The sequence below is a fragment of the Streptomyces crystallinus genome (genome assembly GCF_039521265.1).
GTDB classification, from domain to species: domain Bacteria; phylum Actinomycetota; class Actinomycetes; order Streptomycetales; family Streptomycetaceae; genus Streptomyces; species Streptomyces crystallinus.
This window is the reverse complement of sequence record NZ_BAAACA010000014.1, coordinates 1,041,639-1,067,184: the sequence shown is the minus strand read 5'-3', so window position 1 is coordinate 1,067,184 and position 25,546 is coordinate 1,041,639. Positions and strand designations below refer to the sequence as shown.

Annotated in this window: 21 protein-coding genes, 1 tRNA gene and 1 pseudogene; 12 read left to right on the top strand and 11 right to left on the bottom strand. The window is 73.0% G+C overall.

Annotation, left to right across the window (positions count from 1 at the left end; all coding sequences use genetic code 11):
• Window positions 1–96: 96 nt before the first annotated feature.
• From ABD236_RS15360 to ABD236_RS15350, 3 genes and pseudogenes are all read right to left on the bottom strand, one after another.
• A complete protein-coding gene (locus ABD236_RS15360) occupies window positions 97–894 on the bottom strand; it encodes a polysaccharide deacetylase family protein (protein ID WP_425543872.1) in 798 nt (265 codons plus the stop codon).
• Window positions 895–1,277: 383 nt separating this feature from the next.
• Window positions 1,278–2,126 (bottom strand): annotated as a pseudogene (locus tag ABD236_RS15355) (pentapeptide repeat-containing protein); the annotation flags it as partial.
• 203 nt (window positions 2,127–2,329) lie between these two features.
• Window positions 2,330–2,509, bottom strand: a complete 180-nt coding sequence (locus ABD236_RS15350) for a hypothetical protein (protein WP_344074195.1) — start codon at window positions 2,507–2,509, stop codon at window positions 2,330–2,332.
• Between the two features lie 148 nt (window positions 2,510–2,657).
• Between ABD236_RS15350 and ABD236_RS15345 the strand changes: the two genes are divergently transcribed.
• From ABD236_RS15345 to ABD236_RS15315, 7 genes are all read left to right on the top strand, one after another.
• The gene (locus ABD236_RS15345) at window positions 2,658–3,098 is read left to right on the top strand and encodes a PPOX class F420-dependent oxidoreductase (protein ID WP_344074194.1); all 441 of its coding nucleotides are present in this window, start codon (window positions 2,658–2,660) and stop codon (window positions 3,096–3,098) included.
• A 118-nt stretch (window positions 3,099–3,216) separates the two neighbouring features.
• The gene (locus tag ABD236_RS15340) at window positions 3,217–4,410 is read left to right on the top strand and encodes an MBL fold metallo-hydrolase (RefSeq protein WP_344074193.1); all 1,194 of its coding nucleotides are present in this window, start codon (window positions 3,217–3,219) and stop codon (window positions 4,408–4,410) included.
• Between the two features lie 209 nt (window positions 4,411–4,619).
• Window positions 4,620–6,506, top strand: coding sequence for a sensor histidine kinase (locus ABD236_RS15335; RefSeq protein WP_344074192.1), 1,887 nt, complete (start codon window positions 4,620–4,622; stop codon window positions 6,504–6,506).
• Between the two features lie 7 nt (window positions 6,507–6,513).
• A complete protein-coding gene (locus ABD236_RS15330) occupies window positions 6,514–6,948 on the top strand; it encodes a roadblock/LC7 domain-containing protein (RefSeq protein WP_101391062.1) in 435 nt (144 codons plus the stop codon).
• 2 nt (window positions 6,949–6,950) lie between these two features.
• Complete coding sequence (locus ABD236_RS15325) at window positions 6,951–7,322, top strand: DUF742 domain-containing protein (protein WP_067166125.1); 372 nt, start codon at window positions 6,951–6,953, stop codon at window positions 7,320–7,322.
• A complete protein-coding gene (locus tag ABD236_RS15320) occupies window positions 7,300–7,914 on the top strand; it encodes a GTP-binding protein (protein WP_344074191.1) in 615 nt (204 codons plus the stop codon). The genes ABD236_RS15325 and ABD236_RS15320 overlap by 23 nt, the downstream gene beginning before the upstream one ends.
• Complete coding sequence (locus tag ABD236_RS15315; protein ID WP_344074190.1) at window positions 7,911–8,480, top strand: GAF domain-containing protein; 570 nt, start codon at window positions 7,911–7,913, stop codon at window positions 8,478–8,480. Before ABD236_RS15320 ends, ABD236_RS15315 begins: the two co-directional genes overlap by 4 nt.
• A gap of 50 nt (window positions 8,481–8,530) precedes the next feature.
• On the opposite strand, the gene ABD236_RS15310 is transcribed toward ABD236_RS15315, so the two are convergent.
• Window positions 8,531–9,736: an acyl-CoA dehydrogenase family protein gene (locus tag ABD236_RS15310; protein ID WP_344074189.1), complete on the bottom strand. Its 1,206-nt coding sequence runs from the start codon at window positions 9,734–9,736 to the stop codon at window positions 8,531–8,533.
• 611 nt (window positions 9,737–10,347) lie between these two features.
• Between ABD236_RS15310 and ABD236_RS15305 the strand changes: the two genes are divergently transcribed.
• The 5 genes from ABD236_RS15305 (at window position 10,348) to ABD236_RS15285 (ending at window position 18,513) form a co-directional block, all read left to right on the top strand.
• Complete coding sequence (locus ABD236_RS15305; protein WP_344074188.1) at window positions 10,348–11,532, top strand: Gfo/Idh/MocA family protein; 1,185 nt, start codon at window positions 10,348–10,350, stop codon at window positions 11,530–11,532.
• Between the two features lie 109 nt (window positions 11,533–11,641).
• Window positions 11,642–11,718, top strand: a tRNA-Pro gene (locus tag ABD236_RS15300).
• Between the two features lie 149 nt (window positions 11,719–11,867).
• Entirely contained in the window at window positions 11,868–14,090 is a 2,223-nt protein-coding gene (locus tag ABD236_RS15295; protein ID WP_344074187.1) for an NADP-dependent isocitrate dehydrogenase, read from the top strand.
• 177 nt (window positions 14,091–14,267) lie between these two features.
• On the top strand, window positions 14,268–15,311 hold the full coding sequence (locus ABD236_RS15290) for a trypsin-like peptidase domain-containing protein (RefSeq protein ID WP_344074186.1): 1,044 nt from the start codon (window positions 14,268–14,270) through the stop codon (window positions 15,309–15,311).
• 2,941 nt (window positions 15,312–18,252) lie between these two features.
• Window positions 18,253–18,513, top strand: a complete 261-nt coding sequence (locus ABD236_RS15285; RefSeq protein ID WP_344074249.1) for an acyl carrier protein — start codon at window positions 18,253–18,255, stop codon at window positions 18,511–18,513.
• A 2-nt stretch (window positions 18,514–18,515) separates the two neighbouring features.
• Here the strand turns inward: ABD236_RS15285 and ABD236_RS15280 are convergent, their stop codons facing one another.
• The 7 genes from ABD236_RS15280 to ABD236_RS15250 form a co-directional block, all read right to left on the bottom strand.
• Entirely contained in the window at window positions 18,516–19,766 is a 1,251-nt protein-coding gene (locus ABD236_RS15280) for an MFS transporter (protein WP_344074185.1), read from the bottom strand.
• 112 nt (window positions 19,767–19,878) lie between these two features.
• Window positions 19,879–20,241: an ArsR/SmtB family transcription factor gene (locus tag ABD236_RS15275; RefSeq protein ID WP_344074184.1), complete on the bottom strand. Its 363-nt coding sequence runs from the start codon at window positions 20,239–20,241 to the stop codon at window positions 19,879–19,881.
• 61 nt (window positions 20,242–20,302) lie between these two features.
• Window positions 20,303–21,028 (bottom strand): SDR family NAD(P)-dependent oxidoreductase, encoded by a 726-nt coding sequence (locus ABD236_RS15270; RefSeq protein WP_344074183.1) that lies wholly within the window; start codon window positions 21,026–21,028, stop codon window positions 20,303–20,305.
• Between the two features lie 67 nt (window positions 21,029–21,095).
• Window positions 21,096–22,472, bottom strand: a complete 1,377-nt coding sequence (locus ABD236_RS15265) for an aldehyde dehydrogenase family protein (RefSeq protein ID WP_344074182.1) — start codon at window positions 22,470–22,472, stop codon at window positions 21,096–21,098.
• Window positions 22,472–23,569: a phenazine biosynthesis protein gene (locus ABD236_RS15260; protein WP_344074181.1), complete on the bottom strand. Its 1,098-nt coding sequence runs from the start codon at window positions 23,567–23,569 to the stop codon at window positions 22,472–22,474. The genes ABD236_RS15265 and ABD236_RS15260 overlap by 1 nt, the downstream gene beginning before the upstream one ends.
• Before the next feature lie 217 nt (window positions 23,570–23,786).
• Window positions 23,787–24,662, bottom strand: a complete 876-nt coding sequence (locus tag ABD236_RS15255; RefSeq protein WP_344074180.1) for an inositol monophosphatase family protein — start codon at window positions 24,660–24,662, stop codon at window positions 23,787–23,789.
• A 4-nt stretch (window positions 24,663–24,666) separates the two neighbouring features.
• A complete protein-coding gene (locus tag ABD236_RS15250) occupies window positions 24,667–25,524 on the bottom strand; it encodes an NAD(P)H-binding protein (RefSeq protein ID WP_344074179.1) in 858 nt (285 codons plus the stop codon).
• Window positions 25,525–25,546 lie beyond the last annotated feature (22 nt).

Below are 25,546 nucleotides of genomic sequence, written 5' to 3'. Positions count from 1 at the left end.
GAACGGCTCCTGAGAACCGGTCCGTGCCGGTCCACGCTCAGGGCGAAATCCAGACGCTCCCGAAGGGCGGCCCGAGGGAGCGTCGAGGGCGGGTTGTCAGGGGCGGTACAGCTGGCCGGGCTTCGGGGCGGCGGGGGAGAGCAGCTGGGGCACGGTCACGAAGGTGAAGCCGCGCGCCTTCAGGGCGTCGATGATCCCGGGCACGGCGGGCACGGTCCCGTCGTAGATGTCGTGCAGCAGGATGATGCCGTCGCGGTCGGCCTGGTCCAGGATCCGCTCGGTGATCAGGGCGGAGTCGTTGGTGGAGTAGTCCTTGGCGGTCGCGCTCCACAGGATCTGCGAGAGCCCCAGCTCCTTGGTGACCTTGGTGACCTCCTCGTTGGTACGGCCCTGCGGAGGCCGCATCAGCACCGGCTTGCGGCCGGTGAGCTTGGCCACCGCCTCCTGGGTGCGGTTGAGCTCGGCGCGTATCTCGGCGGGCTTCAGCTTGTCCAGGCGCTCGTGCGACCAGGTGTGGTTGGCGACCTCGTGCCCCTCGGCGGCGAGGCGGCGCACGGTGTCCGGGTACTTCTCGACGTGGTTCCTGCCCAGCAGGAAGAAGGTGGCGTGCACCTTCTTCTCCTTGAGCGTGTCCAGGAGTTGGGGCGTCTTCGGGCCCGGCCCGGCGTCGAAGGTCAGCGCTATGCACTTGGCCTTGCGGCAGTCCACCCCGGAGGCGGCGCCCGCGTCGGCGCCCGCCGCGGCCTTGCTGTCCAGCGCGTCGTTGCGGGCCGAGCGCGGCGAGACGGCGCCGTCGGAGCAGCCGGTCAGCGTCATACCGAGCGCGGCCACCGCCACCAGCGCGGCCGTGGCTCGCCCCCGCGCACGACGGACTTCGGAATTGCTGCTGCGCATGAGGCGACTCCCCTTCGGCATGGGCCAGAACATGCTTCGGACTATACGCGAGGTGTATACACGGGATGCATAGTGGGGTGGGGGTGTGGGGGGGGCGGGGTCCGGGCCGGGCACGGGGAAGCGGGTGCCGTCGAGCGGGGTGCAGGGGGGGCGCGGCCCCGGCTTCGGGACCCCTGGGCGTGGCCCTGCTGCCCCAGCCGTCCCCCAGAGCGGGGGAGGCCTATCGGCTACTTGCGGCGTGATCCGGCCGGGCCGGGGCCCCTGCGCCGGGAGGCGCCGCCCTTGGCGGGCCCCCTGCCCTTGCCGCGGGCGGCGGCCGCGGGCTTGCCGGGAGCCGCACCGGCACCGGCGGCGGAAGCAGCCGGAGCCGCCGTGTCCGCGCGCCAGTGCGAGGGGCGCTCCAGCCCGCTCGGCAGGACCGTGGCGGCATCGCCCCGGGCCGCGTTGACCTGGGTCTGGGTGAGGAAGAGGCAGTCGGTGAGGTCCGCCCCGGACAGGTCCGCGTCACGGAAGTCCGCGCCGATCACATCGGCGAGCCGCAGATCGGCGCCGCTGAGGTCGGCCGCGATGAGATACGCGCCGCGCAGGTCCGCGCCGCGCAGATCGGCGCCCCGGAGCCGGGCCCCGAACAGATCGGCGCCCCTGCGGTCCTTCTTCCTGCCCTTGAGCTCGGCGCGCACCAGCTCGCTGGTACGCAGCAGCAGCGTGTTCACCTCGGCGCGCAGTGCCGCCACGTCCAGCTCCAGGAGCGTGTCCACGTCGCTGAGCGTCAGCCGCTCGATCTTCTCCCGCTCGGCCGCCACCTGCCGGTGGACCGGACGCGCGGCCGGACGGGCCTGCGCCTCGGCGAGATACCAGAGCAGCTCGTGCAGCTGGCGCATCACCGGGAGCGCCGCGAACATCTGGCGTGAGCCGTCCGGCGACTCCCGCCAGTTCCGGCCGGCAAAGGTGACCTGGGAGACTTTCTGGCCCGCGCCGAAGCAGTCGTACACCGTGCACCCCTGGAAGCCCTTGGGGCGCAGCCGGTCGTGGATGCCGCAGCGGAAGTCCTGCCCGAGGTTCCCGCAGGGCTCGCCCGCGGCCTTGTCGACGGCGAAGTCCGTGGACCGCGAGAACGCCAGCGCGACACAGCACAGGCCGAAGCAGTTCGCGCAGTCGGCGCGCAGCGCGGAGCGGTCGTCCGCCGGACCGGGCGCCGGCCCCTCTACGCGGTTCTCGGGTGTCTCGGACAAGGCGGGGGCTCTCCTGCGGTGTCTGGTGGCCCGGGCGGGTGCCACCGGCGGCCACGCCGGGGCCCGCACGGGCAAAAGGGCAGGTCGAGCCTACCGCCGAGACACCTCGTCGGCCGAAGCCGAGCGGAGCCGTCACAACCTCGGCAGAGCCGAGCAGAGCGTCGGATCCTCGGCCGGAGCCGAGCGCAGCCGTCCGGTCGGGGCTACGCGGCCGCGTCCAGGTCGGCGGTGGTGGCCGCCGCCCACAGCGCGAGCAGTCGCTCGTACTCCTCCGCGGGCCAGCCGTCGTCCGGGTCCGTGCTGTCGACGAGGTCGCGGATCGCCGCGTTGGCGGCTTCGGCGTCCGGCAGTACGGAACCAGGGTGGTCGGCGGAAGAGGACATGCTTCCAGACTAGGGGCACGGTCCGACAATCCGCTCCGCACAGTCATGCCAGGTCCATCACACAGTCATCGAGCCTCCTCCACACGCCCTCCACCCCCGCGCGCGCGGGCGCGGGAATCGGAGGTGCGCGCGCGCTGTTCCACTGGCCATGACGGCATTCGACGCAACCGAGGAAGCGCTGCTCAAGCTGGTCGCGGACGAGAAGGGCGGCGTCCTCGCCACCCTCAAGCGCGACGGCCGGCCGCAGCTGTCCAACGTGAACCACGCGTACTACCCGGACGAGGGCGTGATCAAGGTCTCCCTCACCGACGACCGCGCCAAGACGCGCAATCTGCGCCGCGACCCGCGCGCCGGCTACCACGTCACCAGCGCCGACCGCTGGGCCTGGACCGTCGCCGAGGGTGTGGCGGACCTCTCCCCGGTGGCCGCCGACCCGCACGACGCGACCGTGGAGGAGCTGGTCCAGCTCTACCGGGACGTCCAGGGCGAGCACCCGGACTGGGAGGACTACCGGCGGGCCATGGTCCGCGACCGGCGCCTCGTGCTCCGGCTGCGGGTCGAGCGCGCCTACGGACAGCCGCGCGCCTGATCCGTCGGCGGGGCGCCCGAGCCGTCCCCGGCGGGTCGCCGCCGCGTAACGGCGCGGTTCCCGCGTTGTCGTACCCGCCGCACATAATGGAAACGACCCCCGAGCCCCAGGAGGTGCCGTGACCGGCGCTGGTTCTCTGCTCCCACTCCGCTCCCGGCTGCGCGAGCTGCGCCCCGCCGCGTTCGGGGCCGACCCGGCCGGGGACCGCCTGGAGCGGATCCGCCGCTCGCCCAACTTCGCTGACGGGGTCTTCCAGAACCCGCAGGGCGCGCGCACCCGGCCGTCCGGCTCGATGGTCGAGTTCGCCAAGATCTACTTCCAGAAGGAGCAGCGCGCCCTGCGCGCCCCGGTGGGCAACATCCCGGTGCACGCGACGACGCTCGCCGACCTCGCCAAGCCGCCCGCCACCGGCCTGCGGCTCACCTGGATGGGGCACTCCAGCGTGCTCGCCGAGATCGACGGCCGCCGGGTGCTCTTCGACCCGGTGTGGGGCGAGCGCTGCTCCCCATTCGCCTTCGCCGGCCCCAAGCGGCTGCACCCGGTCCCCGTCCCGCTGGCCTCCCTCGGCCCGGTGGACGTCATCGTCATCTCGCACGACCACTACGACCACCTGGACCTGCCCACCATCCGCGCCCTCGCGGGTACGGGGACGGTGTTCGCGGTCCCGCTCGGCGTCGGCGCCCACCTGGAGCGCTGGGGCGTCCCCGCCGACCGGATCCACGAGCTCGACTGGAACGAGTCGACGAAGGTCAACGGCCTCACCCTCACCGCGACCCCCGCGCGCCACTTCTGCGGCCGGGGCCTGCGCAACCAGCAGCACACCCTGTGGGCGTCCTGGGCCGTCGCCGGTCCCGAGCACCGGGTCTACCACAGCGGGGACACGGGCTACTTCGAGGGCTTCAAGGACATCGGCGCCGAGCACGGCCCGTTCGACGCCACGATGATCCAGATCGGGGCCTACAGCGAGTTCTGGCCGGACATCCATATGACTCCGGCCGAAGGCATGCGCGCGCACCTCGACCTCCAGGGCGGCCGGGCGCACGGCGTGATGCTCCCGATCCACTGGGGCACCTTCAACCTGGCCCCGCACCCGTGGGCCGAGCCCGGCGAGGGCACGATGGCCGCCGCGGTGGCCGCGGACGCCGCCATCGCGCTGCCCATCCCGGGCGAACCCTTCGAACCCACCTCGGAAAACGTGCCGTCCGCGCCCTGGTGGCGTCCGGTCGCACCACCCCCGGCGGGCGGCTGGCCGACGCACACCCGCAAGCCCGCCAAGGCGGGGGAGCAGGAGGCGGCCCCGGTCGTCTCCTAGGCGGACGCGCCCGCCACGAGCCGGGCATTTCGCGCTGCCGTACGAGGCGTCATACCAGAGCGGCACACGGAAGGGGGGACTTTTCCAACTGCGCACCGAGGGTGAGGGGTTGACCACTACTGTGAGTGGCCGACGATCAACGCGGGCCCTCATCGGTTGAGTTGGGCCCGGGACCACGATCTCAGGGACCCCACGTACCGAGGACGCAGATGTCTCATCTTCGCGCACCCGCCGCGCGGTCCGACCGCCGGGAGGGCGGGCGGCACGGACGTACGGCACACCGGCCGCAGCCCCCGGCCGCACCCGCGGGCGAACCGGCCCTCGGTGGACGTCCGCCGGGCGGCCAGCGGACGTCCACCGAGGGCCGGATACGACCCCAGCTGCTGCGCACCGCGGTGCTGCCCACCACGGCCGCCGTGCTCTGCGGCGTGGCCGCCGTCGTCTTCACCTTCCACTCCACCCACGCCCACCCCTCGAAGCTGCTCTGGGCGGCGCTCGCCGGTACGGCGGTGCTCGCCCTGGCGTCCGTGGCGGCCGCCGCGCTCGGCGCCGACCGGGTCGCCAGGACCGTGCTCGGGCGCGCCAACGGCCTGCGCCGCAGCAGCGCCCGCTCGGCCGCCGACCTGCGCACGGTGGTCGACGGGCTGCGCCGCGGCGAGGGCCCGCCCGCCCGCCGGGGCGCCACCCAGCTCCCCCCGCACGCGGATGAGTTCGAGCTGCTGGCGCACGAGCTGACCCGCTCCCACGAGGCCGCCGTGGCCGCCGTGGTGCAGGCCTCCCAGCTCTCCAGCAGCGTCGGCAACGAGCAGAAGGTCGAGGTCTTCGTCAACCTCGCCCGCCGGCTCCAGTCCCTCGTCCACCGCGAGATCCAGCTCCTGGACGAGCTGGAGAACGAGGTCGAGGACCCCGAGCTGCTCAAGGGCCTCTTCCACGTCGACCACCTCGCCACCCGCATCCGCCGCCACGCCGAGAACCTCGCGGTCCTCGGCGGCGCCATCTCCCGCCGCCAGTGGTCCCACCCGGTCACCATGACCGAGGTGCTGCGCTCCTCCATCGCCGAGGTCGAGCAGTACCCCCGGGTCAAGCTGGTGCCGCCGATCGACGGCACCCTGCGCGGCCACGCCGTCGCCGACGTCATCCACCTGCTCGCCGAACTGGTCGAGAACGCCACGCTGTTCTCCGCCCCGCACACCCAGGTGCTGCTCCGCGCCCAGCTGGTCACGGCCGGGCTCGCCGTCGAGGTCGAGGACCGGGGCCTGGGGATGCCCGTCGCCGAGCAGAGCAAGATGAACGCGCTGCTCTCCGACCCCGATCAGGTGAATGTCGCCCACCTCCTCCAGGACGGGCGGATCGGCCTGTTCGTGGTCTCCGCGCTGGCCCGCCGGCACGGCATCGCGGTCCGCCTCCAGACCAACATCTACGGCGGCGTCCAGGCCGTACTGGTCCTGCCGCAGGGCCTGTTGGGAGCCGACTCCGAGAGCGCCAAGGAAGGGCAGACGGCCGAGCGCGAGCCCGTCCCCGAGGCCGCCCGCACCCCGCTCCCGGCCCAGCCCCAGCACCCCGCCGGGACCCCGCCGCCCCCCGTGACCGGGCCGGCCGCCGCGCCGATGCCGCCGCCCGCGCACCGCACGCCCGCCCACGGCACCGCGCTGCCGCCGCTGCCCCGCCAGCACCAGCACGGCGAGACCGTCTCCACCCAGGGCACCGCGCCGCTGCCGGTGCGCGCCGCCCACGAGGAGCGGCCCAACCCGGCCGCCGCCCTCCCCGGCACCCACCGGGGCTCCGGGGAGGCGGCGGTGCCCCCGATACCCGTGGCGAACGGTACGGTGCGCGGCGCGGGGCGGCCCGATCTGCCCCGGCGCCGCAGCCAGGAGCACCTCGTGCCCCAGCTGCGGGACGCTCCGGCCGCCCGCAGGGAGGACGACCACGCCGTGCACGACCCGGGTCTGATGGCCGCGTTCCAGCGGGGCATCGGCCTCGCCGAGTCGCAGCCCGCCCCGCACGACAACCCCGCCGTACCCCAGCACCCGCCCCACCCCGCACAGCCGTTGCACCACCCCCAGGCAGAAACAGACGCCGACCACTCCAAGGAGTAGATGCACCATGGCGAGCGATGCGCCGACCGGACACGTCTCGGACCTCGACTGGCTGCTCAGCGGACTGGTCCAGCGGGTGCCCTACACACGCAACGCGGTCCTGCTCTCCTCCGACGGGCTGGTGAAGTCCGTGCACGGTCTCGACGTCGACAGCGCCGACCACATGGCGGCCCTCGCCTCCGGGCTCTACTCGCTGGGCCGCAGCGCGGGCGCGCGCTTCGGCGACGGCGGCGAGGTCCGCCAGGTGGTGGTGGAGCTCGACTCGACGCTGCTGTTCGTCTCCACGGCCGGATCGGGCACCTGTCTGGCCGTGCTCGCCGGGCGCGAGGCGGACGCCGCGGTGCTCGGATACGAGATGGCGATGCTGGTGAAGAGCGTACGGCCCTACCTCGTGACGCCGGCCCGGCAAGGCGCCGGCACACCGAGCGGCACGAGGCACTGAGCGTGCCGGCCCCGCAGGACGGACCATGGCTCGACGACGCGGCCGGGCGGCTGATCCGCCCGTACACGGTGAGCAACGGCCGCACCCGGCCGACCGCCACGCTGGACCTGCTCTCCCAGGTGATGGCGACCGGGCAGCCGCCCCAGACGCACCTCGGCCCCGAGCACTCGCAGGCGCTCGGGCTGTGCGAGGGGCCCACCTCGGTGGCGGAGATCGCGGCCCATCTGCGGCTGCCCGCCGTCGTCACCAAGGTGCTGCTGTCCGACCTGGTGGACTGCGGGGCGGTGACGGCCCGCGCGCCCCGCTTCCACCACACCCCGACCGACCGCTCTCTGCTGGAGGCAGTGCTCGATGGCCTACGACGACGGCTCTGACGTCAGCCCCGCCGTGGATCTCTTCCCCACCGCGCTGAAGATCCTCGTCGCCGGCGGCTTCGGGGTCGGCAAGACGACCTTCGTGGGCGCGGTCAGCGAGATCGAACCGCTCTCCACCGAGGAGCTGCTCACCACGGTCAGCGTGGCGCACGACAGCCTCGAAGGGGTGGAGTCCAAGACCACCACCACGGTCGCCATGGACTTCGGGCGCATCACGCTCGACGAACACCATGTGCTGTACCTGTTCGGCACGCCCGGGCAGGAGCGGTTCTGGTTCATGTGGGACGAGCTCTCCGAGGGCGCGCTGGGTGCGGTGATCCTCGCGGACACCCGGCGCCTGGAGGACTGCTTCTCCGCCGTGGACTTCTTCGAGCGGCGCGGGATCGGCTTCCTCGTCGCGGTCAACGAGTTCGACGGGGCCTACCGCTACACCCCGGACGAGGTCCGCTCCGCCATAGACCTCAAGCCGGAGGTTCCCGTCGTGCTGTGCGACGCCCGTATCGGCAGCTCCGGGATCGGCACCCTGGTCACCCTGGTCCAGCACCTGCTGTCCACCTATCCGGCCGCCACCAGCCATGGAGCCCACACATGACGTACGACCCCACCGGCCATCTGCTGCTCACCCCGGTCGACCGGGAGGCGCCCGTCCGCGTACAGCGGCTGCGCCAGCTCGGTATGGGGGAGCAGCCCGACCCGGCGTTCGACGAGTTCGCGCACAAACTCGCGGAGGTCACCGCGGCGCCCTACTCGATGGTCAACTTCATCGACGAGAACCAGCAGTTCTTCGCCGGGCTGCACACCCCGGCGGGGGCGCACGCGGACACCGATCTGAACGCGGTGGCCGCCTCCGGCGGGGTGAGCCGGTTCATGGCCCGCGACCACGGCTACTGCCCGCATGTGGTGGTGCGGCGAAAAGCCCTGGTCCTGGAGGACGTCTGCGACTATCCGCGGTTCGCGGGCAACCCGGTGGTCGACGAGATCGGCATCCGCTCCTATCTGGGCGCCCCGCTGATCGACCGGACCGGTATCGCGCTCGGCACCATCTGCGTCGTCGACACCGAGCCGCGGCCGTGGGGCCGGGCGGGCCTGGAGACGATCAAGTCGATGGCGGCGGAGCTGATCGAGCAGATCCACCGCCGGGAGGACGGCGGCCTCTGACCGCCGCCCCCCGGCCCGGCGCGTCCCGAGCCCGTCTGCGAACCGGGCTCTCAGTGGGCCGCCGCGAACTCCTCCATGCGTACGACGTCACTGAGCCGCTGTGACCACTGGCCCTTCGCCGTGCCCAGTGCCACCTCGGCCAGCCGCAGCAGCTGGACGTCGGTGGTGCCGGCCGGGGCGAAGATATGGTGCGCGTCGCGCAGATAGCGCTCGATCGGGCGGTCGGTGAAGAGCCCGGCCGCCGCGTGGATCTCCATGGCGCTGCGCGCCGAATCGAGTGTGGACTCCACATTGACCACCTTGGCGTTCATCAGCTCCGCGTCGCACGGCAGCCCCTGGTCGAGCAGGTGCACCGCGTGGTACGCGGCGAGCCGCGCCGTCATCAGCCGGGACTGGAGCTGCCCCAGCTTGATCTTGATGTTGGGCAGTTCGTACAGGGGCTTGCCATAGCGGATCCGCTCGGTGCAGAACTGGGTGGTCTCCTCCAGGATCGCCCGGTGGATGCCGAGCGAGACGGCCGTCAGATTGGCCCGGCCGTACAGCACGCTGGAGGAGTACGCCACGGCGAGGCCGTCGCCCTCCTCGCCGAGCCGGCTCTCCACCGGCACCCGGCAGTTGTCGAAGGAGAGCTCGCCGAAGCTGAAGCCGTGCAGCCCCATCGTGTCGCGCTCGGCGCCGAGCGAGAACCCGGGCCGGTCGGACTCCACCAGGAAGGCGGTCAGCCCCCGCGAGCCGGGGCCGGTGCGGACGACCACGCCGTGCACATCGCCGACATGGCTGTTCCCGACGTACACCTTGCGGCCGTTGAGGACGTAGTCGTCGCCGTCGCGGACCGCGCTCGCCGTCATCCCCAGCACATGGCCGCCGGACTCGGGCTCGGTCACGGCGATCGTGGGCAGACAGTCACCGGCGGCGATGGCGGGCAGCCACTGCTTCTTCTGCTCCTCGCTGCCGAAGTGGACTATCTTGGCCACGCCCAGCTGGGAGGCCTGCACCATGGCGCCCATGGCACCGCTGACCCGGGACAGCTCCTCGATGATGATCGTCTTTCCGAGGTGTCCGACGCCCATTCCCCCGTACGACGGACTGACGGTGGCTCCTATCCAGCCCTGCCGGGCGATCAGCCGGGACAGGTCGTACTGGACGGAACGTGCCGCCTCCATCGCCGCTATCCGGGGCCGGATCTCGCATTCCGCGAACTGCCGTACACACTCCCGTAATTGGTGATGCGGGCGGCTGCTGAAGTATCCGTCCATGGCGAGCCCTCCTCCGCGAAACGCCTGCTCGTAACGGTGTTCGAGCAGGTGGTGCATCGGCAGTGGTCCCCGTCCCGAAGAGGCCGACCCCATCATGTTGTTGATCATTCGGTGGTGCTTCAACGCGCTTGTCAACTTTGGCTGAAACGCGGCGTGTTGACGTTTGACTACTGGTGTGTTCTGTGAGGTTGGCCTCCTCGGTTCCACTCGGTTGGCATTCCCCGGTCTCCTCTTCCTGCCACATGCCAAGGGCAAAGGTTTCGTGGGCATACGGCACTGAGGGACAGCTTTCGGTCCCGGATGTGCACGGGGATGGCATCCAGGAGCACCCCGGAACGCGATCGCAGGCCCGGCGTGAACGCATTCGGAAGCCCGTGTGCCGTCCACCGTACGGCCTCCGCCTGTGCGAACCTGATCGTTTCCCGGGACAGCGGTCAAGTGCCGTACCGGCCCGGCGCGTTGGAGCCAAGGCCGGGGGCTATGGCGCGAAAGAGCGGTCGTCGGCGCGCGCCCCGGCGCGCGACACCGGACCGGGCGCCGCTGACATCATCGGGTGTCTGGACCACCCCGGCCCCACCGGGCCGGCTCGACCGGACGTAAGGAAGTTGACCATGACCGACCTCCGTATCGGCGTCCTCGGCTTCGGCCTGCGCGGCAGCCTCGCCCGCGTCGCCCACCGCCCGGGCCGCGGCTCCGTCGTCACTGCGCTCGCCGACCCCGACCCCCGGGCCCGCGCGGAGGCCGCCGGGGCCTTCCCCGAGGCGGCCATGACGGGCGAGCACCGCAAGGTCGTCGAGGACCCCGACATCGACGCGCTGCTCGTCCTCACCCCCGACCACACCCACGCCGACATCGCCTGCGCGGCCCTGCGCGCCGGCAAGCCGGTCTTCGTGGAGAAGCCGCTGGACATCTCGGTCGAGCGCTGCGACACGATCCTGCGCACGGCGTACGAGACCGGGTCACGGCTGTACGTCGGCCACAACATGCGCCATATGCCGGTGGTGCGGCTGATGCGCGACCTCGTCGCGCGCGGGGCGATTGGGACGGTCAAGACCGTCTGGATCCGCCACTTCGTGGGGTACGGCGGCGACTGGTACTTCAAGGACTGGCACGCCGAGCGCGCCCACACCACCGGGCTGCTGCTCCAGAAGGCCGCCCACGACATCGACGTACTGCACTGGCTGGCCGGCGGCTACGCGCGCGACGTCCAGGCGATGGGGGACCTCATGGTCTACGGGGACAATCCGCACCGGCGCGCACCGGGCGAGCCCAAGGCGGACGACTGGTACACCAAGGACGGCCACTGGCCGCCGCACACCCAGCGGGCCCTCAACCCGGTGATCGACATCGAGGACGTCTCCCTGCTGAACATGCGCCTCGACAACGGCGTCCTCGCCGCCTACCAGCAGTGCCACTTCACCCCCGACTACTGGCGCAACTACACGGTCATCGGGGACGCGGGCCGGCTGGAGAACTTCGGCGACGGACCGGGCAGCCGGGTCAAGGTGTGGAACGCCCGGCGCTCCCACTTCCGCGACGAGCCCGACGAGGTCCACGAGGTGCCGCCGGCCGCGGACTCCTCGGGGCACGGCGGGGCGGATCCCCTGCTGATGGACGAGTTCCTGCGCTTCGTGCGCGAGGGCGGCCGGACCGACACCTCGCCGGTGGCGGCCCGGATGGCGGTGGCGGCGGGGTACGAGGCGACGATGTCGCTGCGGGACGGGGGGACGCCGCGGCGGGTCGAGCCGCTGGATCCCGAGCTCGCGGCCTACTTCGCCCGGGGCCAGCTGCGCTGAACCGGGCCCGCCGGGCCGCTCGGCCGAAAGGGGTTCGTGACCACCCGTCGAAGTGCGGTATTGTTCTCGTGCACGTTCGGCCGGGGGAAACCCCAGGTCAGACGGGCACCGGGACGTGGCGCAGCTTGGTAGCGCACTTGACTGGGGGTCAAGGGGTCGCAGGTTCAAATCCTGTCGTCCCGACCAGCGTTTTCGCAGGTCGGAAGCCGTCTTCTCCATCGGAGAAGGCGGCTTTTCGGTGTTCCGGGCCGCCTCGGCAGGGCCCTGTCCGGGCCGGGCCCGTCACGAGATATCTTGATGTCGAGCAATGTTGCATACGTGGAGTGGAGCACCCGGTGACTGACTCGACCATCATCTACACCCACACTGACGAGGCGCCCGCGCTGGCGACGTACTCGTTCCTGCCTGTGGTCCAGGCGTATGCCTCGACGGCCGGGGTCACCGTGGAGACGCGGGACATCTCGCTGGCCGGGCGGATCATCGCCCACTTCCCGGAGTACCTCCAGGAGGGGCAGCGCATCGACGACGCCCTCGCCGAGCTCGGCGAGCTGGCGAAGACGCCCGACGCCAACATCATCAAGCTGCCGAACATCTCGGCCTCGATCCCGCAGCTCAAGGCCGCCGTCGCGGAGCTGCAGGCGCAGGGCTACGCGCTGCCCGCCTACCCGGACGACCCGCAGACCGACGAGGAGCGCGAGGTCCGCGCCCGCTACGACAAGGTCAAGGGCAGCGCCGTGAACCCGGTGCTGCGCGAGGGCAACTCCGACCGCCGCGCCCCCGCCTCGGTGAAGAACTACGCCAAGGCCCACCCGCACCGCATGGGCGCCTGGACCGCCGAGTCCAAGACGAACGTGGCCACCATGGGCGAGAACGACTTCCGCTCCACGGAGAAGTCCGCGGTCGTCTCCGCGCCCGGTTCGCTCCGTATCGAGCTGGTCGCCCAGGACGGCACCACCACCGTGCTGCGCGAGTCCGTACCGGTCCTGGCCGGCGAGGTCGTCGACGCCTCCGTGATGCGCGTCGCCGCGCTGCGCGAGTTCCTGACCGCGCAGATCGCCCGCGCCAAGGCCGAGGGCGTGCTGTTCTCGGTGCACCTCAAGGCCACGATGATGAAGGTCTCCGACCCGATCGTCTTCGGCCACGTGGTGCGCGCGTTCTTCCCGCAGACCTTCGAGAAGTACGGCAAGGCGCTCACCGCCGCCGGTCTGTCCCCGAACGACGGCCTCGGCGCCATCCTCAAGGGCCTGGACTCCGTGCCGCACCTCGGCGCCGAGATCAAGGCGTCCTTCGAGGCCGAGCTCGCCCAGGGCCCGGCGCTCGCCATGGTCGACTCCGACAAGGGCATCACCAACCTGCACGTCCCCAGCGACGTCATCGTCGACGCCTCCATGCCGGCCATGATCCGCACCTCCGGCCACATGTGGGGCCCGGACGGCCAGGAGGCCGACACCCTCGCCGTGCTGCCGGACAGCAGCTACTCCGGCGTGTACCAGGTCGTCATCGACGACTGCCGCGCCAACGGCGCCTTCGACCCGGCGACGATGGGCTCGGTCCCGAACGTCGGTCTGATGGCGCAGAAGGCCGAGGAGTACGGCAGCCACGACAAGACCTTCGAGATCGCCGCCGCGGGCACCGTCCGCGTCGTCGACGTCGCGGGCGACGTCGTCCTGGAGCAGCAGGTCGCCGAGGGCGACATCTTCCGGATGTGCCAGACCAAGGACGCGCCGATCCAGGACTGGGTCAAGCTCGCCGTCACCCGCGCCCGCGCCACCGGCAACCCGGCCGTCTTCTGGCTGGACGCCGAGCGCGCCCACGACGCCGTACTGATCGAGAAGGTCAAGGCGTACCTCGCGGAGCACGACACCGAGGGCCTGGAGATCAAGATCATGTCGCCGGTCGAGGCGACGGCGTTCTCGCTGGAGCGCATCCGCCGCGGCGAGGACACGATCTCCGTCACCGGCAACGTGCTCCGTGACTACCTCACCGACCTGTTCCCGATCCTGGAGCTGGGCACCAGCGCCAAGATGCTCTCGGTGGTCCCGCTGATGAACGGCGGCGGCCTCTTCGAGACGGGCGCCGGCGGCTCCGCCCCCAAGCACGTGCAGCAGCTGGTCAAGGAGAACTACCTGCGCTGGGACAGCCTGGGCGAGTTCCTGGCCCTCGCGGTCAGCTTCGAGCACCTGGCCACGACCAAGGGCAACGCGCGCGCCCAGGTCCTGGCGGACACGCTCGACCGCGCCACCGGGTCCTTCCTCAACGAGGACAAGTCCCCGAGCCGCAAGCTCGGCGGCATCGACAACCGCGGCAGCCACTTCTACCTGGCCCTGTACTGGGCCCAGGAGCTGGCCAAGCAGACCGACGACGCCCAGCTCGCCGAGGCGTTCGGGCCGCTGGCCAAGACGCTGGCCGAGCAGGAGGAGACCATCGTCGGCGAGCTGATCGCCGTCCAGGGCTCCCCGGCCGAGATCGGCGGCTACTACCAGCCCGACCCGGCGAAGGCCGCGGCGGTCATGCGCCCCTCGGCGACCTTCAACCAGGCGCTCGCCCTCCTGGGCTGATCCCGAGCGGCACCCCCACCGCCCCGGCCGGCACCGCGCCCGGCCGGGGCGGTCCCGTTCCTCCGGGTTCAAGGACAGGCTCCGACAGGTTTGCGCGGCCGATCCTGGCCGACCGGCCGCGAAAGCGCCCCCGCGCTGGCACCATGGGGAAACTCCGGTGGTGCCCGAGGGGGAGCGATGGTCGAACTGTCCATGGAGGAGCGCCAGCGGCTGGTCACCCTGCTGGCCGCCGTGCCGGTCCTCGGCTCCGCGTCCGGACGCGCCGAGATCCTGGCCTTGGCCGGGCTCGGCGACCTCGTCCCGCACATCGACCTCGAAGGCCCCACCCTGGTGGCCGTCAGCCGCGTCGTCACGCACCTCTGCGCGTACGGCAGGGTCTCCTACGACCACGAGGCCCTGGGCCTGCTCCTCAACACGGTCGCCACCCTCACCGGCAAGGAGCAGCAGGACTTCCTCGCCGCGCTGCTGCTGCGCCACCGCATGATGGTGCCGGTCTCCCCGGCCCCGGCCGTCACCGCCTGGAAGGGCGCCAGCGGCCCGGGCCAGGTCCACGAGAAGATCATCGCCGCGAACACCCTGCGGCCGGTCCACTTCCTGGAACTCGCGCTCGCCGCCGCCCGGCCGGTCTGCCAGATCGTGGTGGCGCACGGCGCCGGACGCTGGACCGGCACCGGATTCCTGGTCGCCGACGACCTGCTCCTCACCAACCACCACGTACTGCCGCATCCGGACCTGCTCGGCGGTGCCCGCTTCCTCTTCAACTACGAGGACGACCCGGCGGGGCGACCGCGCCCGGTGCACGAGGCGCGCGCCACCGGGCGGCTCCATCTGGCCGACGAGCGCCACGACTTCGCCCTCGTCGAACTCGCCGGCAGCCCCGGCGCCGAGTGGGGCCGGCTGGCGATCGCCGGCTCGCCGCCCCGCCCGGGCGACCGCGTCAACATCGTCCAGCACCCGGCCGGGCGGCCCAAGCAGATCGCGATGCAGAGCAACTTCGTGGAGTACGCCGACGACGACGTCGTCCAGTACGTCACCGCCACCCTGCCCGGCTCCTCCGGCGCCCCGGTACTCACCGACGACTGGCGGGTCTGCGCGGTCCACCACGCCGGCGGCACCCTCCAGGAGCCCGCCACCGGCAGCTACTACTACCGCAACGAGGGCATCCTGCTGAGCCGCGTCCTGGCCGAGCTCCCGTCCGGTGTCCGCTCCCGCCTCGGCTGACCGTTCGGCGCACCCCGGAGAGAGGGCCATGCCAGATTCCGACCGCGCCGGGCTGCGCGGCAGACTCATCCAGAGCTTCGCCACGCTGCCCGGGATGAACGAGCCCGGGCAGCGGGCCTTCCTCCTGGAGAGCGCCGGATACGGGGAGCTGCTGCGGCACGTCGCCCCCGGCACCACCGTCTCCTTCTTCACCTCGGTCGTCACCCTGGTCGCCCGGGACGGCCCGCGCGCGCTCGCGGACCTCGTGCGGGCGCTCGCGGCGGTCGCGCTCGTCGGCATGGACCGCCAGGAGGCGTTGGCCCGGCTCGCCGACGAGGTCGCCGCCCTCGACCCCGCCGACCTCGACGCACTCACCGCCACCGGCACCCCGTTCGCCACACTGCGCGAACGGGCCCGGCACGCCACCCTGCGGGAGATCTCCGAGGTCGGCTCCAAGTACCTGCGCGAGCTCTACTTCCGCCATCGCGAACTCGACGAGCGCGTCGAGGAGTTCCTCGCCCACGACAGCACCTGTCTGCTGGTGGTCTCCAAGCCCGGCCGGGGCAAGACCAATCTGCTCTGCTCGCTCGCCGAGCGCCGCCTCGACGACTCGCTGGTCCTGCTGATGTCGGCGCGCGTGCCCGTCTCCGAACCGCACGGGCTGCTCGGCCTGGTCGCCGCGCGCCTGGGCTACGGCGCCGACTGGCCCGGCTGCTTCGCCGACCTCGCCCGCACCGCCGCCCCCGGCCGCCCGCCGCTGCTGCTGCTTGACGCGATCAACGAGTCCCCGGCCAAGCCGGAAGCGATGAAGGCCGCGCTGCACGAGCTGCTGCGGCAGGCCGAGAGCGCCGGGGTGAAGGTGGTCGTCACCTGCCGCACGGACTTCTGGCAGTTCTACCGGGCCCCGTTCTGGGCCAGTTACGTCTGGCAGCGCGAGCCCGCGCGGAGCGGCCCGAGGGCCACCCCCGCGACCCGCGTCGAGGACGTGCCGCTCTTCCCCCTCGACTCCTTCCCCGAGATCGCCGCCGCCTACTTCGCCGCCTTCGGCATCCGGGGACGGCTGAGCGGCGAGGCGGCCGAACGCTGCCGGCACGCGCTGGTGCTGCGCATCCTGTGCGAGGCGTACCGCGACCGCGACATCGGCGTGGTCGAGGACTTCCGGCTGTTCCGCCTCTTCAAGCTGTTCTGGGAGCGCAAGGTCGAGCAGGTCGCCTACGCCACCTCGCTCAAGGGGAAGGGCGCGGTGGCCGAACTCGTCCTGGAGGTCGCCCGGTTGATGCGCGGCAGCCGCTCCACCTCGGTGCCGCGCAGCGCCGTCGCGGCCACCCTGCGCGCCACCGCCGCCGAGCTCGACAGCAGCGACTCGCTCTACAGCCGGGTCATCGACGAGGAGATCATCCTTGAGGAGAGCATCGACGAGGAGATCGGCGTCCGCAATGTGGTCTTCATCTACGACCGGTTCGCCGAGTACGTCCTGGCCCTGAGCCTCTACCTCGACCAGGGCTGGGAGGCCAAGGGTCCGGCCGCGATCGCCGAGGACGCGCTCGCCCTGATGGCGCAGGAGCCCGGGTTCGCCACGCTGCGCGGCGCCCTGGAGTTCCTGGTGCTGCGCCTGGAGGACCGCCGGGCCGCCGACGAGGCGCATCTCGCGGTGATCCGGGCGATGCTGGAGCGCGACTGGAAGTGGCGGGGGATCGGCACCCAGCTGGTGTTCCAGCTCGACCCGCACGGCGTCCGGTTCTGGGACTTCGTGGACGAGCTGTCCTCACGGCAGTCCGACTTCGTCCGCCGTGTGGTCGCCGAGCAGGTGGACCGCCTCGCGACCACCGGTGGCCCGCAGGTGCTGCGGGCCCTCAACCGGCTGGTGTGGGACGGCAACGCCACGGTACGGGCGTCGGCGCGCCGCACCCTGCTGCGGCTGCCCCCGGCGGTGGCCGCCGAGGAGGCGCGACTGCTGCTGGCCCGTCCCGGCCACGAGACCTTGGAGCTGGCGGCCCGCGTCCTGGTCGGGACGCCCGGCGGGGGCGTACCGGCGCTCGCCGAGCACGCGGCGTGGCTGACGGCCGAGCCCGCCCCGGATCCCCGGCTGGCCCGTGCCGTCCTCGCGGCCCTGGAGACGGCCCGGGGGCCCGCGTACACCGAACTGCCGTGGCTGGAGCGGTGCGAGGAGGCGTTCGCGGGGGTGACCGGACGGCTCGCCGACCACTACCGCGAGGGCGTACGGGCGCTGCGGCTGCGGCGGGCGCGGGAGCTCCAGCACGATGTGCGGCTGATGCGGCAGGTGTACGAGCGGGACGTCCTGGGGGCAGACCCCCGGCAAGCCCCGGTGGTGCCGCCGGGCGGCTTCCAGCTTCCGGCGCTGCGGACGCAAAGCTGGTTCGGGGTCCATACCGTGGCGAGGGGCGACCTGGGGCTTGTATGGCGTCGGGTCTTCGCCCCGCAGGGCCCGGGCGACGCCTCGAGGGGCCTGCTCGGCTTGGCCGAGTCCTGCTGCCGCGCCGCCGGTGTGGCCATGGCCGACCACGAGGCCCGCGCCATCGGCTCGCCCGAGCAACTGGCGCTCTGGTTCTGGGAGACGGACTACGAGAAGCGGAACAGACGCAGTGGCATCGGCGTCCTGACCGAGCGGTTGAGTCGCCTTTCGCCGGCCGACCTGACCCGGGAGTTCGAGGCCTACCAGCACCAGGAGCAGCTGCCCGGAATCTCGCTCGCCGACCTCCTCGAAGCCCTCGGCAAGGTGCTGCGCGGCAGCCCCGCCCAGCCCGCGCGGGTGCTGGCGCCGCTGGTGGTGTGGCACGAGAGCCGGGACAGCCCCCTGCTCGACGCGGCACTCGACGAGTTGCAGTGGATGGATCCCGACGGGTTCTGGTTCCTCGTGCAGTCCCTGCTCAACCACCCCGACCAGCGGCTGATCGATGTGGCCGCGCGGGCGGGGGAGCGGGCCGAGCGCTCCGGCGACAGCGTGTCCGGGCGGCGGCGGGAGGTGCTGGACGGCCTTGCCGAGATCATCAACGAGATCGCGGGCGTCCCCGTCGAAGACGTCCGGATGAGCGCGCTGTTCACCGACGACCTCGACCTGGACTCGCTCTCGCTGGTCGAGGTGATCGTCGCGGCCGAGGAGCGTTTCCGCCTCCAGATCCCCGACGCGGACGTGGTCGATGTCCTGAGCGTACGGGATGCCGTGAACTACCTCGTCAAGCACATGGCGGCCACCGGAGGGTGAGGTCAGCGCACCGCGGCCGCCGTGCGACGCGCGGGCGCGCGCTCCGGCATGCGCTCCCCCCGCCACACCACCGTCGCCGCTCCCGCCGCCCCCAGCGAGATCACCCCCAGCACCCCCGCCGTCACCGGCACCCCCGCCCCCGCCGCCAGCCATCCCGCCAGCGGATACGTCAGCAGCCAGCAGCCGTGCGAGAGGGAGAACTGGGCGGCGAACGCGGCCGGGAGGCCGGCCGGGGGGACGCGGCGGCGGATCAGCCGGCCGCCCGGGGTCAGCACCGCCGAGCTCGCCGCGCCGATCGCCGCCCAGGTCGCCAGCAGCCCCGCCCAGCTCCAACTCCCGGCCGGGGCGAGGGTGGTGGCGGCCACCGCGACCAGCACACCGGGCAGCGCGTAGGCCGCCGGGAGCATCACCGCGCGGTCGCTCGCCCGGGCCAGCAGGCGGGGGAGCCACAGGGCGGCGGCGATGGAACCGGCACCGTACGCGCCGAGGGCGAGGGAGACCGCGCCGGCGCTCTCGTGGAAGTGGCCCCGGACCACCACGACCGTGTTGACGAACACCATCGCGCCCGCCGCCGCGACCGCGAGGTCGAGCGCGAGCAGCGCCCGCAGCCCCGGCTCGGCCCAGAACAGCCGGGCCCCGGAGGCCGCCTTGGCGTACCCGCCCCCGGTGCGTACCACCGGCGCCGGCCGGGGCAGCACGGCCGAGACCACCAGGGCCGCGGAGGCCAGGAAGCCCAGGGTCGTGCCCGCGAAGAGCCAGTGGTAGGAGACCGCGGTCAGCAGCAGGGCCGCGAGCGCGGGGCTCAGCAGGCTCTCCAGGTCGTAGGCGAGCCGGGACAGGGACAGCGCGTGGGTGTAGTCGCGCTCGGCGGGCAGGACTTCGGGCACGGTCGCCTGGAAGACCGGGGTGAAGGCGGCCGAGGCGGCCTGGAGCAGGAAGATCAGGGCGTACACCTGCCAGACCTGCGAGACGAACGGCAGGGTGAGCGCCACGCCCGCGCGGGTCAGGTCACTGGTCACCAGCAGGGCCCGGCGCGGGATCCGGTGGGCGCAGGCTCCCACGAGCGGGGCGATCGCCACGTACGCCACCATCTTGATCGCCAGCGCGGTGCCCAGCACGGCCGAGGCGCGCCCGCCCGCCATGTCGTAGGCCAGCAGGCCGAGCGCGACCGTGGCGAGACCGGTGCCGAGGAGCGCCACGACCTGGGCGGTGAACAGGTGGCGGTAGGTGCGGTTGCGCAGTACGGACAGCATGGGACCCGTCCCGGGGCGCGAGAAGGTGCTGGGACCTCCATCGTAGCCAATGAGTGCGTACCTATGCACATGTTGGGTCCACGGTGCCCGTGGTGCACGGGTGCGGGGCGGGTCAGTCGTGCGGCGGGAGGGCACCGAGCTGGTGGTCGGCGACGTTCAGGGCCTCGTCGACCAGTCGGCGCAGATGGCCGTGGCGCAGCGAGTAGACCACCCGGCGGCCGTCCTTGCGGGTCGCCACCAGACCGGCCAGACGCAGCTTGGCCAGGTGCTGGCTGACCGAGGGGCGGGCCGCGCCGCAGGCCTCGGTCAGCGTGGTGACGTCGGCGTCGCCCGCGCCGAGCTGCTTGAGCAGGGCGAGCCGGGTACGGTCCGCGAGCAGGGTGAGCACGGCGACCGCCACGTCCAGGCGCTCGTCCTCGCCCGTGGTGTGCGGGTGCGGGGAGTGCGCATCTGACAGGTGTTTGCTCGCGCTCATGTCCTCATCGTAGAGGGCCGGTACGGGCCCGCCGGGCGGCCCGCCCGTACCGGTTCGCCGTTCATCGGGTGGGGATCACGCCGCCGTCGACGCGCAGGACCTGTCCGGTGATGTGCCGGGCGGCGGGCGACGCCAGGAACCGGACGACCGCCGCCATGTCCTGCGGCTGTCCGGCCCGGCCCAGCATGGTCTCCGCGACCCGGGCCTCGTGGAACTGCTCCGAGCGGCGGTCGCGGAAGAACTCCGTCTTGTCGACGTAGCCCGGCGCGACCACGTTGCAGGTCACCCCGCGCGGCCCGAACTGGCGGGCGACGGAGATGTTCCAGCTGTTCATGGCCGCCTTGGCCGCGCCGTACGAGCCCGCGCCCCGGTCGGCCGCGAAGGAGCTGATGTTGACCACCGCGCCGCCGGAGGCGAGCTGCTTGTCGACGGCGGCCGTGGTCAGCACCGCGCCGATCAGATTGGCCTCCAGGTTGGCCCGCCAGCGCTCCGCGAGGGTGCGCAGATCGCCCGGCGGCGGGGCGTCGAACTCGCGGTTGCCGCCCGCGTTGTTGACGAGCACGTGCAGTACGTCGGGCAGCCGCTCGCGGAACGCCTCCAGCTGCTCGGGGTCGGTGACGTCGCAGGGCAGCGCCGTCACCTGGCCGTCGAGCTCCTCGGCGGCCTGCCGCAGCACGTCCTCGCGGCGGCCGCTGATGACGACGTGGTCGCCGTCGGCGAGGAAGGCCGCCGCTATCGCCTTGCCGATGCCGGTGCCGCCGCCGGTCACCAGGACGGTTCGAGTCATCTCCACACACTCCAGGGGTCGTTGCAGCGGGGTCGGGCCGGTCGCGGGACGGGCTCGGAGGTCCGGGTCAGGCCGAGGTGCCGAAGGCCCGGGCCTCCATCAGGTCGTGGCTCAGATAGCCGTCGTGCGGACTGGTCCGGCCCGCCTGGTAGGTGGGGATGGGGCCGAGCAGGACCTTGCGGATGGACCGCTCCCGCAGGGCCTCGCGCGCCAGCGGCTCGTCGCCGCCGAGGATGGTGAGCGCGAGCGTGTCCCGCAGCGGGCCGAAGCCCTCCTCGCGCCGCCACGGCAGGATCCACACGCACGGGAACGAGAGCTCGATCCGGGCGCCGGGGTGGTCCGGGCGGTCGCAGAGCAGTACGGCGGGCCGCAGCGCCGCCGACCCGTCCCCGAGGTCCGCCACCGGCCCCTCGGGATACAGCGGCGCTGCCACGTCGACCGCCCCCTCCAGGCGTCCCGCCAGATGCTCCCGCAGCGCCCGTGCCTCGGCCAGCGGAAGCACCGGCACCTGGGCGTCGGGCGACTGGGGCGGCGCCGGGGTGAGCCGGGCGAGCCGCTCGGCCACGGCCGCCGCCAGGGCCGCCGGGTCGGCGTCGGTGAACACCGCCGTCGCGTTGGTGCAGCGCATCCCCGCGTCGTAACCGACCGAGCGGCAGATCACGTCGACGGTCTGCTCGGTGATCGCCCCGGTGTGCAGCAGCTTGGAGCGGCCCGGGCCGCGCAGGATGACCCGGCGGTCCGCGCCGTAGCGCCGGGCCGCCGCGTCCCCGCCGAAGACCAGGCTCAGATCGGCCGCCTCCACCAGGGCGTCCCCGGTGGCGTGGCTGCCGGGCAGCAGGGAGAGGTAGTGCGGGGCGACGCCCGCGTCGAGCAGTGCGGCGATCATCCGGGCCGGGGTGAACGGATCCCGTGCCCCCGGCCGCACCACCAGGCGGTACCCGCAGGCCAGCGCGGTGAGCCACTGGGTGTGCGTGCCGGGGTTGTTGCTGGGCGCGATCACCGCGAGCACGTCCCCGCGCCGCGTCCACACCGTGGAGATCTCCCCGGGCACGGGCGCGGCCGAGGCGCCGACCGGCCGCTCGGCGACGAACTTCGCCCCCACGTTCGCGAACGTCTCGGCGACGTCGTGCAGCGAGTGCCGGGCCACCGCGATGGGCACCCCGGCCACCCGGGACTGGAGCTCGCAGTAGGCGTGCGGGGTCAGCCCGCCCAGGGTGGCGGTCGCGAAGAGCTCGCCCGCCGCCGCGATGCGCTCGGGCTCGGGCGTGCGCTCGTCCCCGGCCCGCGCGTCCGCGACGGTGAGCCGCGCCAGCAGCGGCGGGGCCAGGTGGACGAGCGCCAGCGGGGTGCCGTCGACGCCCGCCAGTTCGGCGCGCTCGGCCGACTGCCGGGGCAGGCCCGCCCGGATCAGCGGGATCTCGTGGAGGTCCTTGGGCCCGTCCATCAGTACACCCCTTCGACCACGGAGGTGCCCGCCGACTCGTAGGGGCGCACCCCGGACAGCTCGATGCCGGGAAAGCCCCCGGCCGAGGCCCGGCGGGTGGCCAGGTCCCGCTCCGGGGTCGGCGGGGTGAAGTAGTCCCGGGTGAGCACGGTGATGACGACCCGGCCGTCCTCGTCGTCGGCGACGATCCGCTCCGGCCGCTCGGGGTCGACGAGTTCGACCACGGTGTACGGATAGAAGGGCCGGAAGACGCACGGCGCGGCGTCGCCGGGGCGCGGGGTGCGCTGGGGCGCCACGCCCATCATCGTGTTGCCGTACGCGCCGGCCAGCCGGGCCTGCGGGAACATCTCCTCGTCCAGCAGGCGCAGGGTCTCGCCGTCCATGCTGGTGCCGCCCCAGATGATGCCGCGCGCGCTCTCGCGCAGCAGCGCGTAGACGTCCTCGCGGGCGCCGATGGACTCCAGGATGCGCGGGGTGGTGGAGATGCCGCGGATGTCCTGGGTCCGCAGGACGTCCCTGACCTGGTCGAGGATGTGGTCGACATAGCGGCGGAACTCGTCCTGGCGCCCCTCGCTGACACAGCGGCGCACCCAGCGCGGGTCGAGGTCCACGAAGTAGCAGAGCATGTCGCGCAGTTCGGACAGGGCGCTGATGTTCTTGGCCATCACATGCGGGCCGGTGGGGCCGATGTGCAGCCAGTTGCCCTCGCCGGAGGGGAAGCCCTGCTCGTCGAGCATGAGGCTCTGCCACTGGACGTTGCGGCGCCGCGAGGTGGCGTCCACGATCCGCTTGGGCGCGCCGGTGGCGCCGCCCGACTCGTAGATCCCGTACCGCGTACCCGGCTCGCTGCCGCGCGGCACGAGCTGGTCGGCGGGAATGCGGCTCCAGTCCACCGGCACGCCGGCGAACAGGCGCAGATCCGCCAGGCACTGGACGTCGGTGCGCGGGTCGAAGGAGAAGCCCTTGGCGCGCTCGACCCAGTACGGGCTGCCGGTCAGCGGCGAGAAGTGCCACTCCATGGTCGCGCGGACGAGGTCGTCGATATCGGGCAGCTGGTCAAGTGGGGGCTCGAACACGGAAGTGAAGTCGTCGGCCATCTCGGTGCGGTCCTGTCCGTTCTGGGTGGCTATCGGCGACCCGGCGTCTGAACACGCGGCGGGCGTAGAACAGGTGACTGATTGTCAGAGGTACTGATTGTTGGCAGTATGTTGAGCGCGGGAAGGGGCGTCAAGACTGCCCGCGCACCGGTGGGGAGCCGGGCGCGCGCGAGGCGGCGCCCTGTTCGGCCGGGGGGCCGGGCCCGGCCCCCCGGCCTCACCTCGCGGGTGGTGCCGGATGGGCCCTGGCCGCCGGAACCGCCACGGCCGGCCGGACGCCGTGCCGGGCGAAGGCGGTCAGCAGGGTCCTGGTGAGCGCCGGGCGGCAGATCACCGCCACGGGCGCGGGCCGGGCAGGATCCGCCGGGCCGCGCCCCTGCGGCGGGGCGTCGAGCCGGGTCACCCGCAACCCGGCCGCCCCGGCCACCCGGAACAGCGCCTCGTCGCCCCACTCCCAGGCACCCATGGTGTGGATGTAGGCGTCGGCGTCGCCCTGGACCACCGCCAGGGTCTTGGCGCCGGGCGAGCCCATCGGGACCAGCTCGGCCCCGGTCTGGCGCACCACCGTACGGGCGAACGCGGCCGGGGCGCGGGTGTCGACCACCACCCGCGGCCGCTGCCGGGGCACCGGCGAAGGCCGCCGCCACCCCGCGTCCCGGTCCGCCGTGCACACCACTTCGCACAGCGCGGGGACCGCGACGGCCGCGGCCACCACACCACGCTCCCGCTCCCACAGGGCGAGCTGCACCGACCAGTGCGGATCCCCGTCGGCGCGGTACTCCTCGGCCGAGTCCAGCGGCTCGACCAGCCACACCCGGCGTCTGCGCAGGGCGTGCGGCGGCCGGTCGGCCGGGCCGGTGAGCACCCCGTCGCGCGGATAGCGGGCGCGGATCCGGTTGCGCAGCAGCAGCCCCGACCAGGTGCGGCCGAGCTGCGCCATCTTGACACCGCCGGGGGCCAGGCCGTCCTCGTGCTGCATCCGCAGATCGAGGAGCAGCCGCCCGGCCGCCACCGCGGCGCGGGCCGCGAAGCCCGCGGCGAGGAAGTCGTCGGCGACCACGGTCCGTTCGGCGGCGCGCGGGCTCACGGGCATCGGCTCAGTCCCCCGTCCGAGGCAGGAAGTGCTGGAGGTGCTCCTTGAGGAAGTCCGCGACCGGGTGCGGGTCGCGCCCGGTGACCCGGCGCACATCCGCGGTCACCCGCTCGCCCGCGCCCTCACGGAACTGCCCGAACAGCGCGTCGAGTTCGGCCTCCCACGGCCGGTGCTCCCGGGCCAGCCAGGCCGCCAGCTCCGGCCCGGCGAGCTCGCGCGCCGCGACCGGCACCGACGTCAGCCCCGTCAGCACCTCCGCGAGCTCGGCGAAGGTGGGCGCCGCCGGGCCGGTGAGGGCGTAGGTGCGGCCCTCGTGGCCCGGCTCGGTGAGCACCCGCGCGGCCACCTCGGCCACGTCGTGCTCGTCGACCACACTCACGCCCCGCCCGCCCGCGGGGTCGACCAGCACCCCGCGCCGGCGCACCTCGGGCGCGTAGTGCCGGATCAGCTCCTGCATCGGGTAGTTGGGGGAGAGGATGGTGTACGGCAGGTCCCGCTTGGCCAGATACCGCTCGGTGATCCAGTGGTGCCGGGCCCCGGCCGCCGGGCTGTCCTCCCGTACCGCCGCCTGCCACGGCGACATCTTCACCAGCCGCGCGCCGACGTCGGCGGCGACGTCCACCGCCGCGCTCTGGCACTCCACGTCGCAGGCGGCCGACAGGAACAGACTCGCGCAGCCCTCGGCGGCCGCCCTGACCGGCACCGGGTCCGACAGGTCCCCGGCCACCACCCGCACACCCGGCCCGGCCGGGACCCGCTCGGGGTCCCGGGCCAGGACGGCCACCTCCACCTCGCGCTCCCGCAGCGCCCGGACCACCAGCTGCCCGAGCCCGCCGGCCGCGCCGATCACGAAGACTGTCACGGCCGCAGGGCCCCTTCCGCAG

Coding starts and splice junctions, on each gene's coding strand:
- ABD236_RS15360 (WP_425543872.1), bottom strand. CDS start 894: ATGCGCAGCAGCAATTCCGAAGTCCGTCGTGCGCGGGGGCGAGCCACG.
- ABD236_RS15350 (WP_344074195.1), bottom strand. CDS start 2,509: ATGTCCTCTTCCGCCGACCACCCTGGTTCCGTACTGCCGGACGCCGAA.
- ABD236_RS15345 (WP_344074194.1), top strand. CDS start 2,658: ATGACGGCATTCGACGCAACCGAGGAAGCGCTGCTCAAGCTGGTCGCG.
- ABD236_RS15335 (WP_344074192.1), top strand. CDS start 4,620: ATGTCTCATCTTCGCGCACCCGCCGCGCGGTCCGACCGCCGGGAGGGC.
- ABD236_RS15330 (WP_101391062.1), top strand. CDS start 6,514: ATGGCGAGCGATGCGCCGACCGGACACGTCTCGGACCTCGACTGGCTG.
- ABD236_RS15320 (WP_344074191.1), top strand. CDS start 7,300: ATGGCCTACGACGACGGCTCTGACGTCAGCCCCGCCGTGGATCTCTTC.
- ABD236_RS15315 (WP_344074190.1), top strand. CDS start 7,911: ATGACGTACGACCCCACCGGCCATCTGCTGCTCACCCCGGTCGACCGG.
- ABD236_RS15310 (WP_344074189.1), bottom strand. CDS start 9,736: ATGGACGGATACTTCAGCAGCCGCCCGCATCACCAATTACGGGAGTGT.
- ABD236_RS15305 (WP_344074188.1), top strand. CDS start 10,348: ATGACCGACCTCCGTATCGGCGTCCTCGGCTTCGGCCTGCGCGGCAGC.
- ABD236_RS15290 (WP_344074186.1), top strand. CDS start 14,268: ATGGTCGAACTGTCCATGGAGGAGCGCCAGCGGCTGGTCACCCTGCTG.
- ABD236_RS15280 (WP_344074185.1), bottom strand. CDS start 19,766: ATGCTGTCCGTACTGCGCAACCGCACCTACCGCCACCTGTTCACCGCC.
- ABD236_RS15275 (WP_344074184.1), bottom strand. CDS start 20,241: ATGAGCGCGAGCAAACACCTGTCAGATGCGCACTCCCCGCACCCGCAC.
- ABD236_RS15270 (WP_344074183.1), bottom strand. CDS start 21,028: ATGACTCGAACCGTCCTGGTGACCGGCGGCGGCACCGGCATCGGCAAG.
- ABD236_RS15265 (WP_344074182.1), bottom strand. CDS start 22,472: ATGGACGGGCCCAAGGACCTCCACGAGATCCCGCTGATCCGGGCGGGC.
- ABD236_RS15260 (WP_344074181.1), bottom strand. CDS start 23,569: ATGGCCGACGACTTCACTTCCGTGTTCGAGCCCCCACTTGACCAGCTG.
- ABD236_RS15255 (WP_344074180.1), bottom strand. CDS start 24,662: ATGCCCGTGAGCCCGCGCGCCGCCGAACGGACCGTGGTCGCCGACGAC.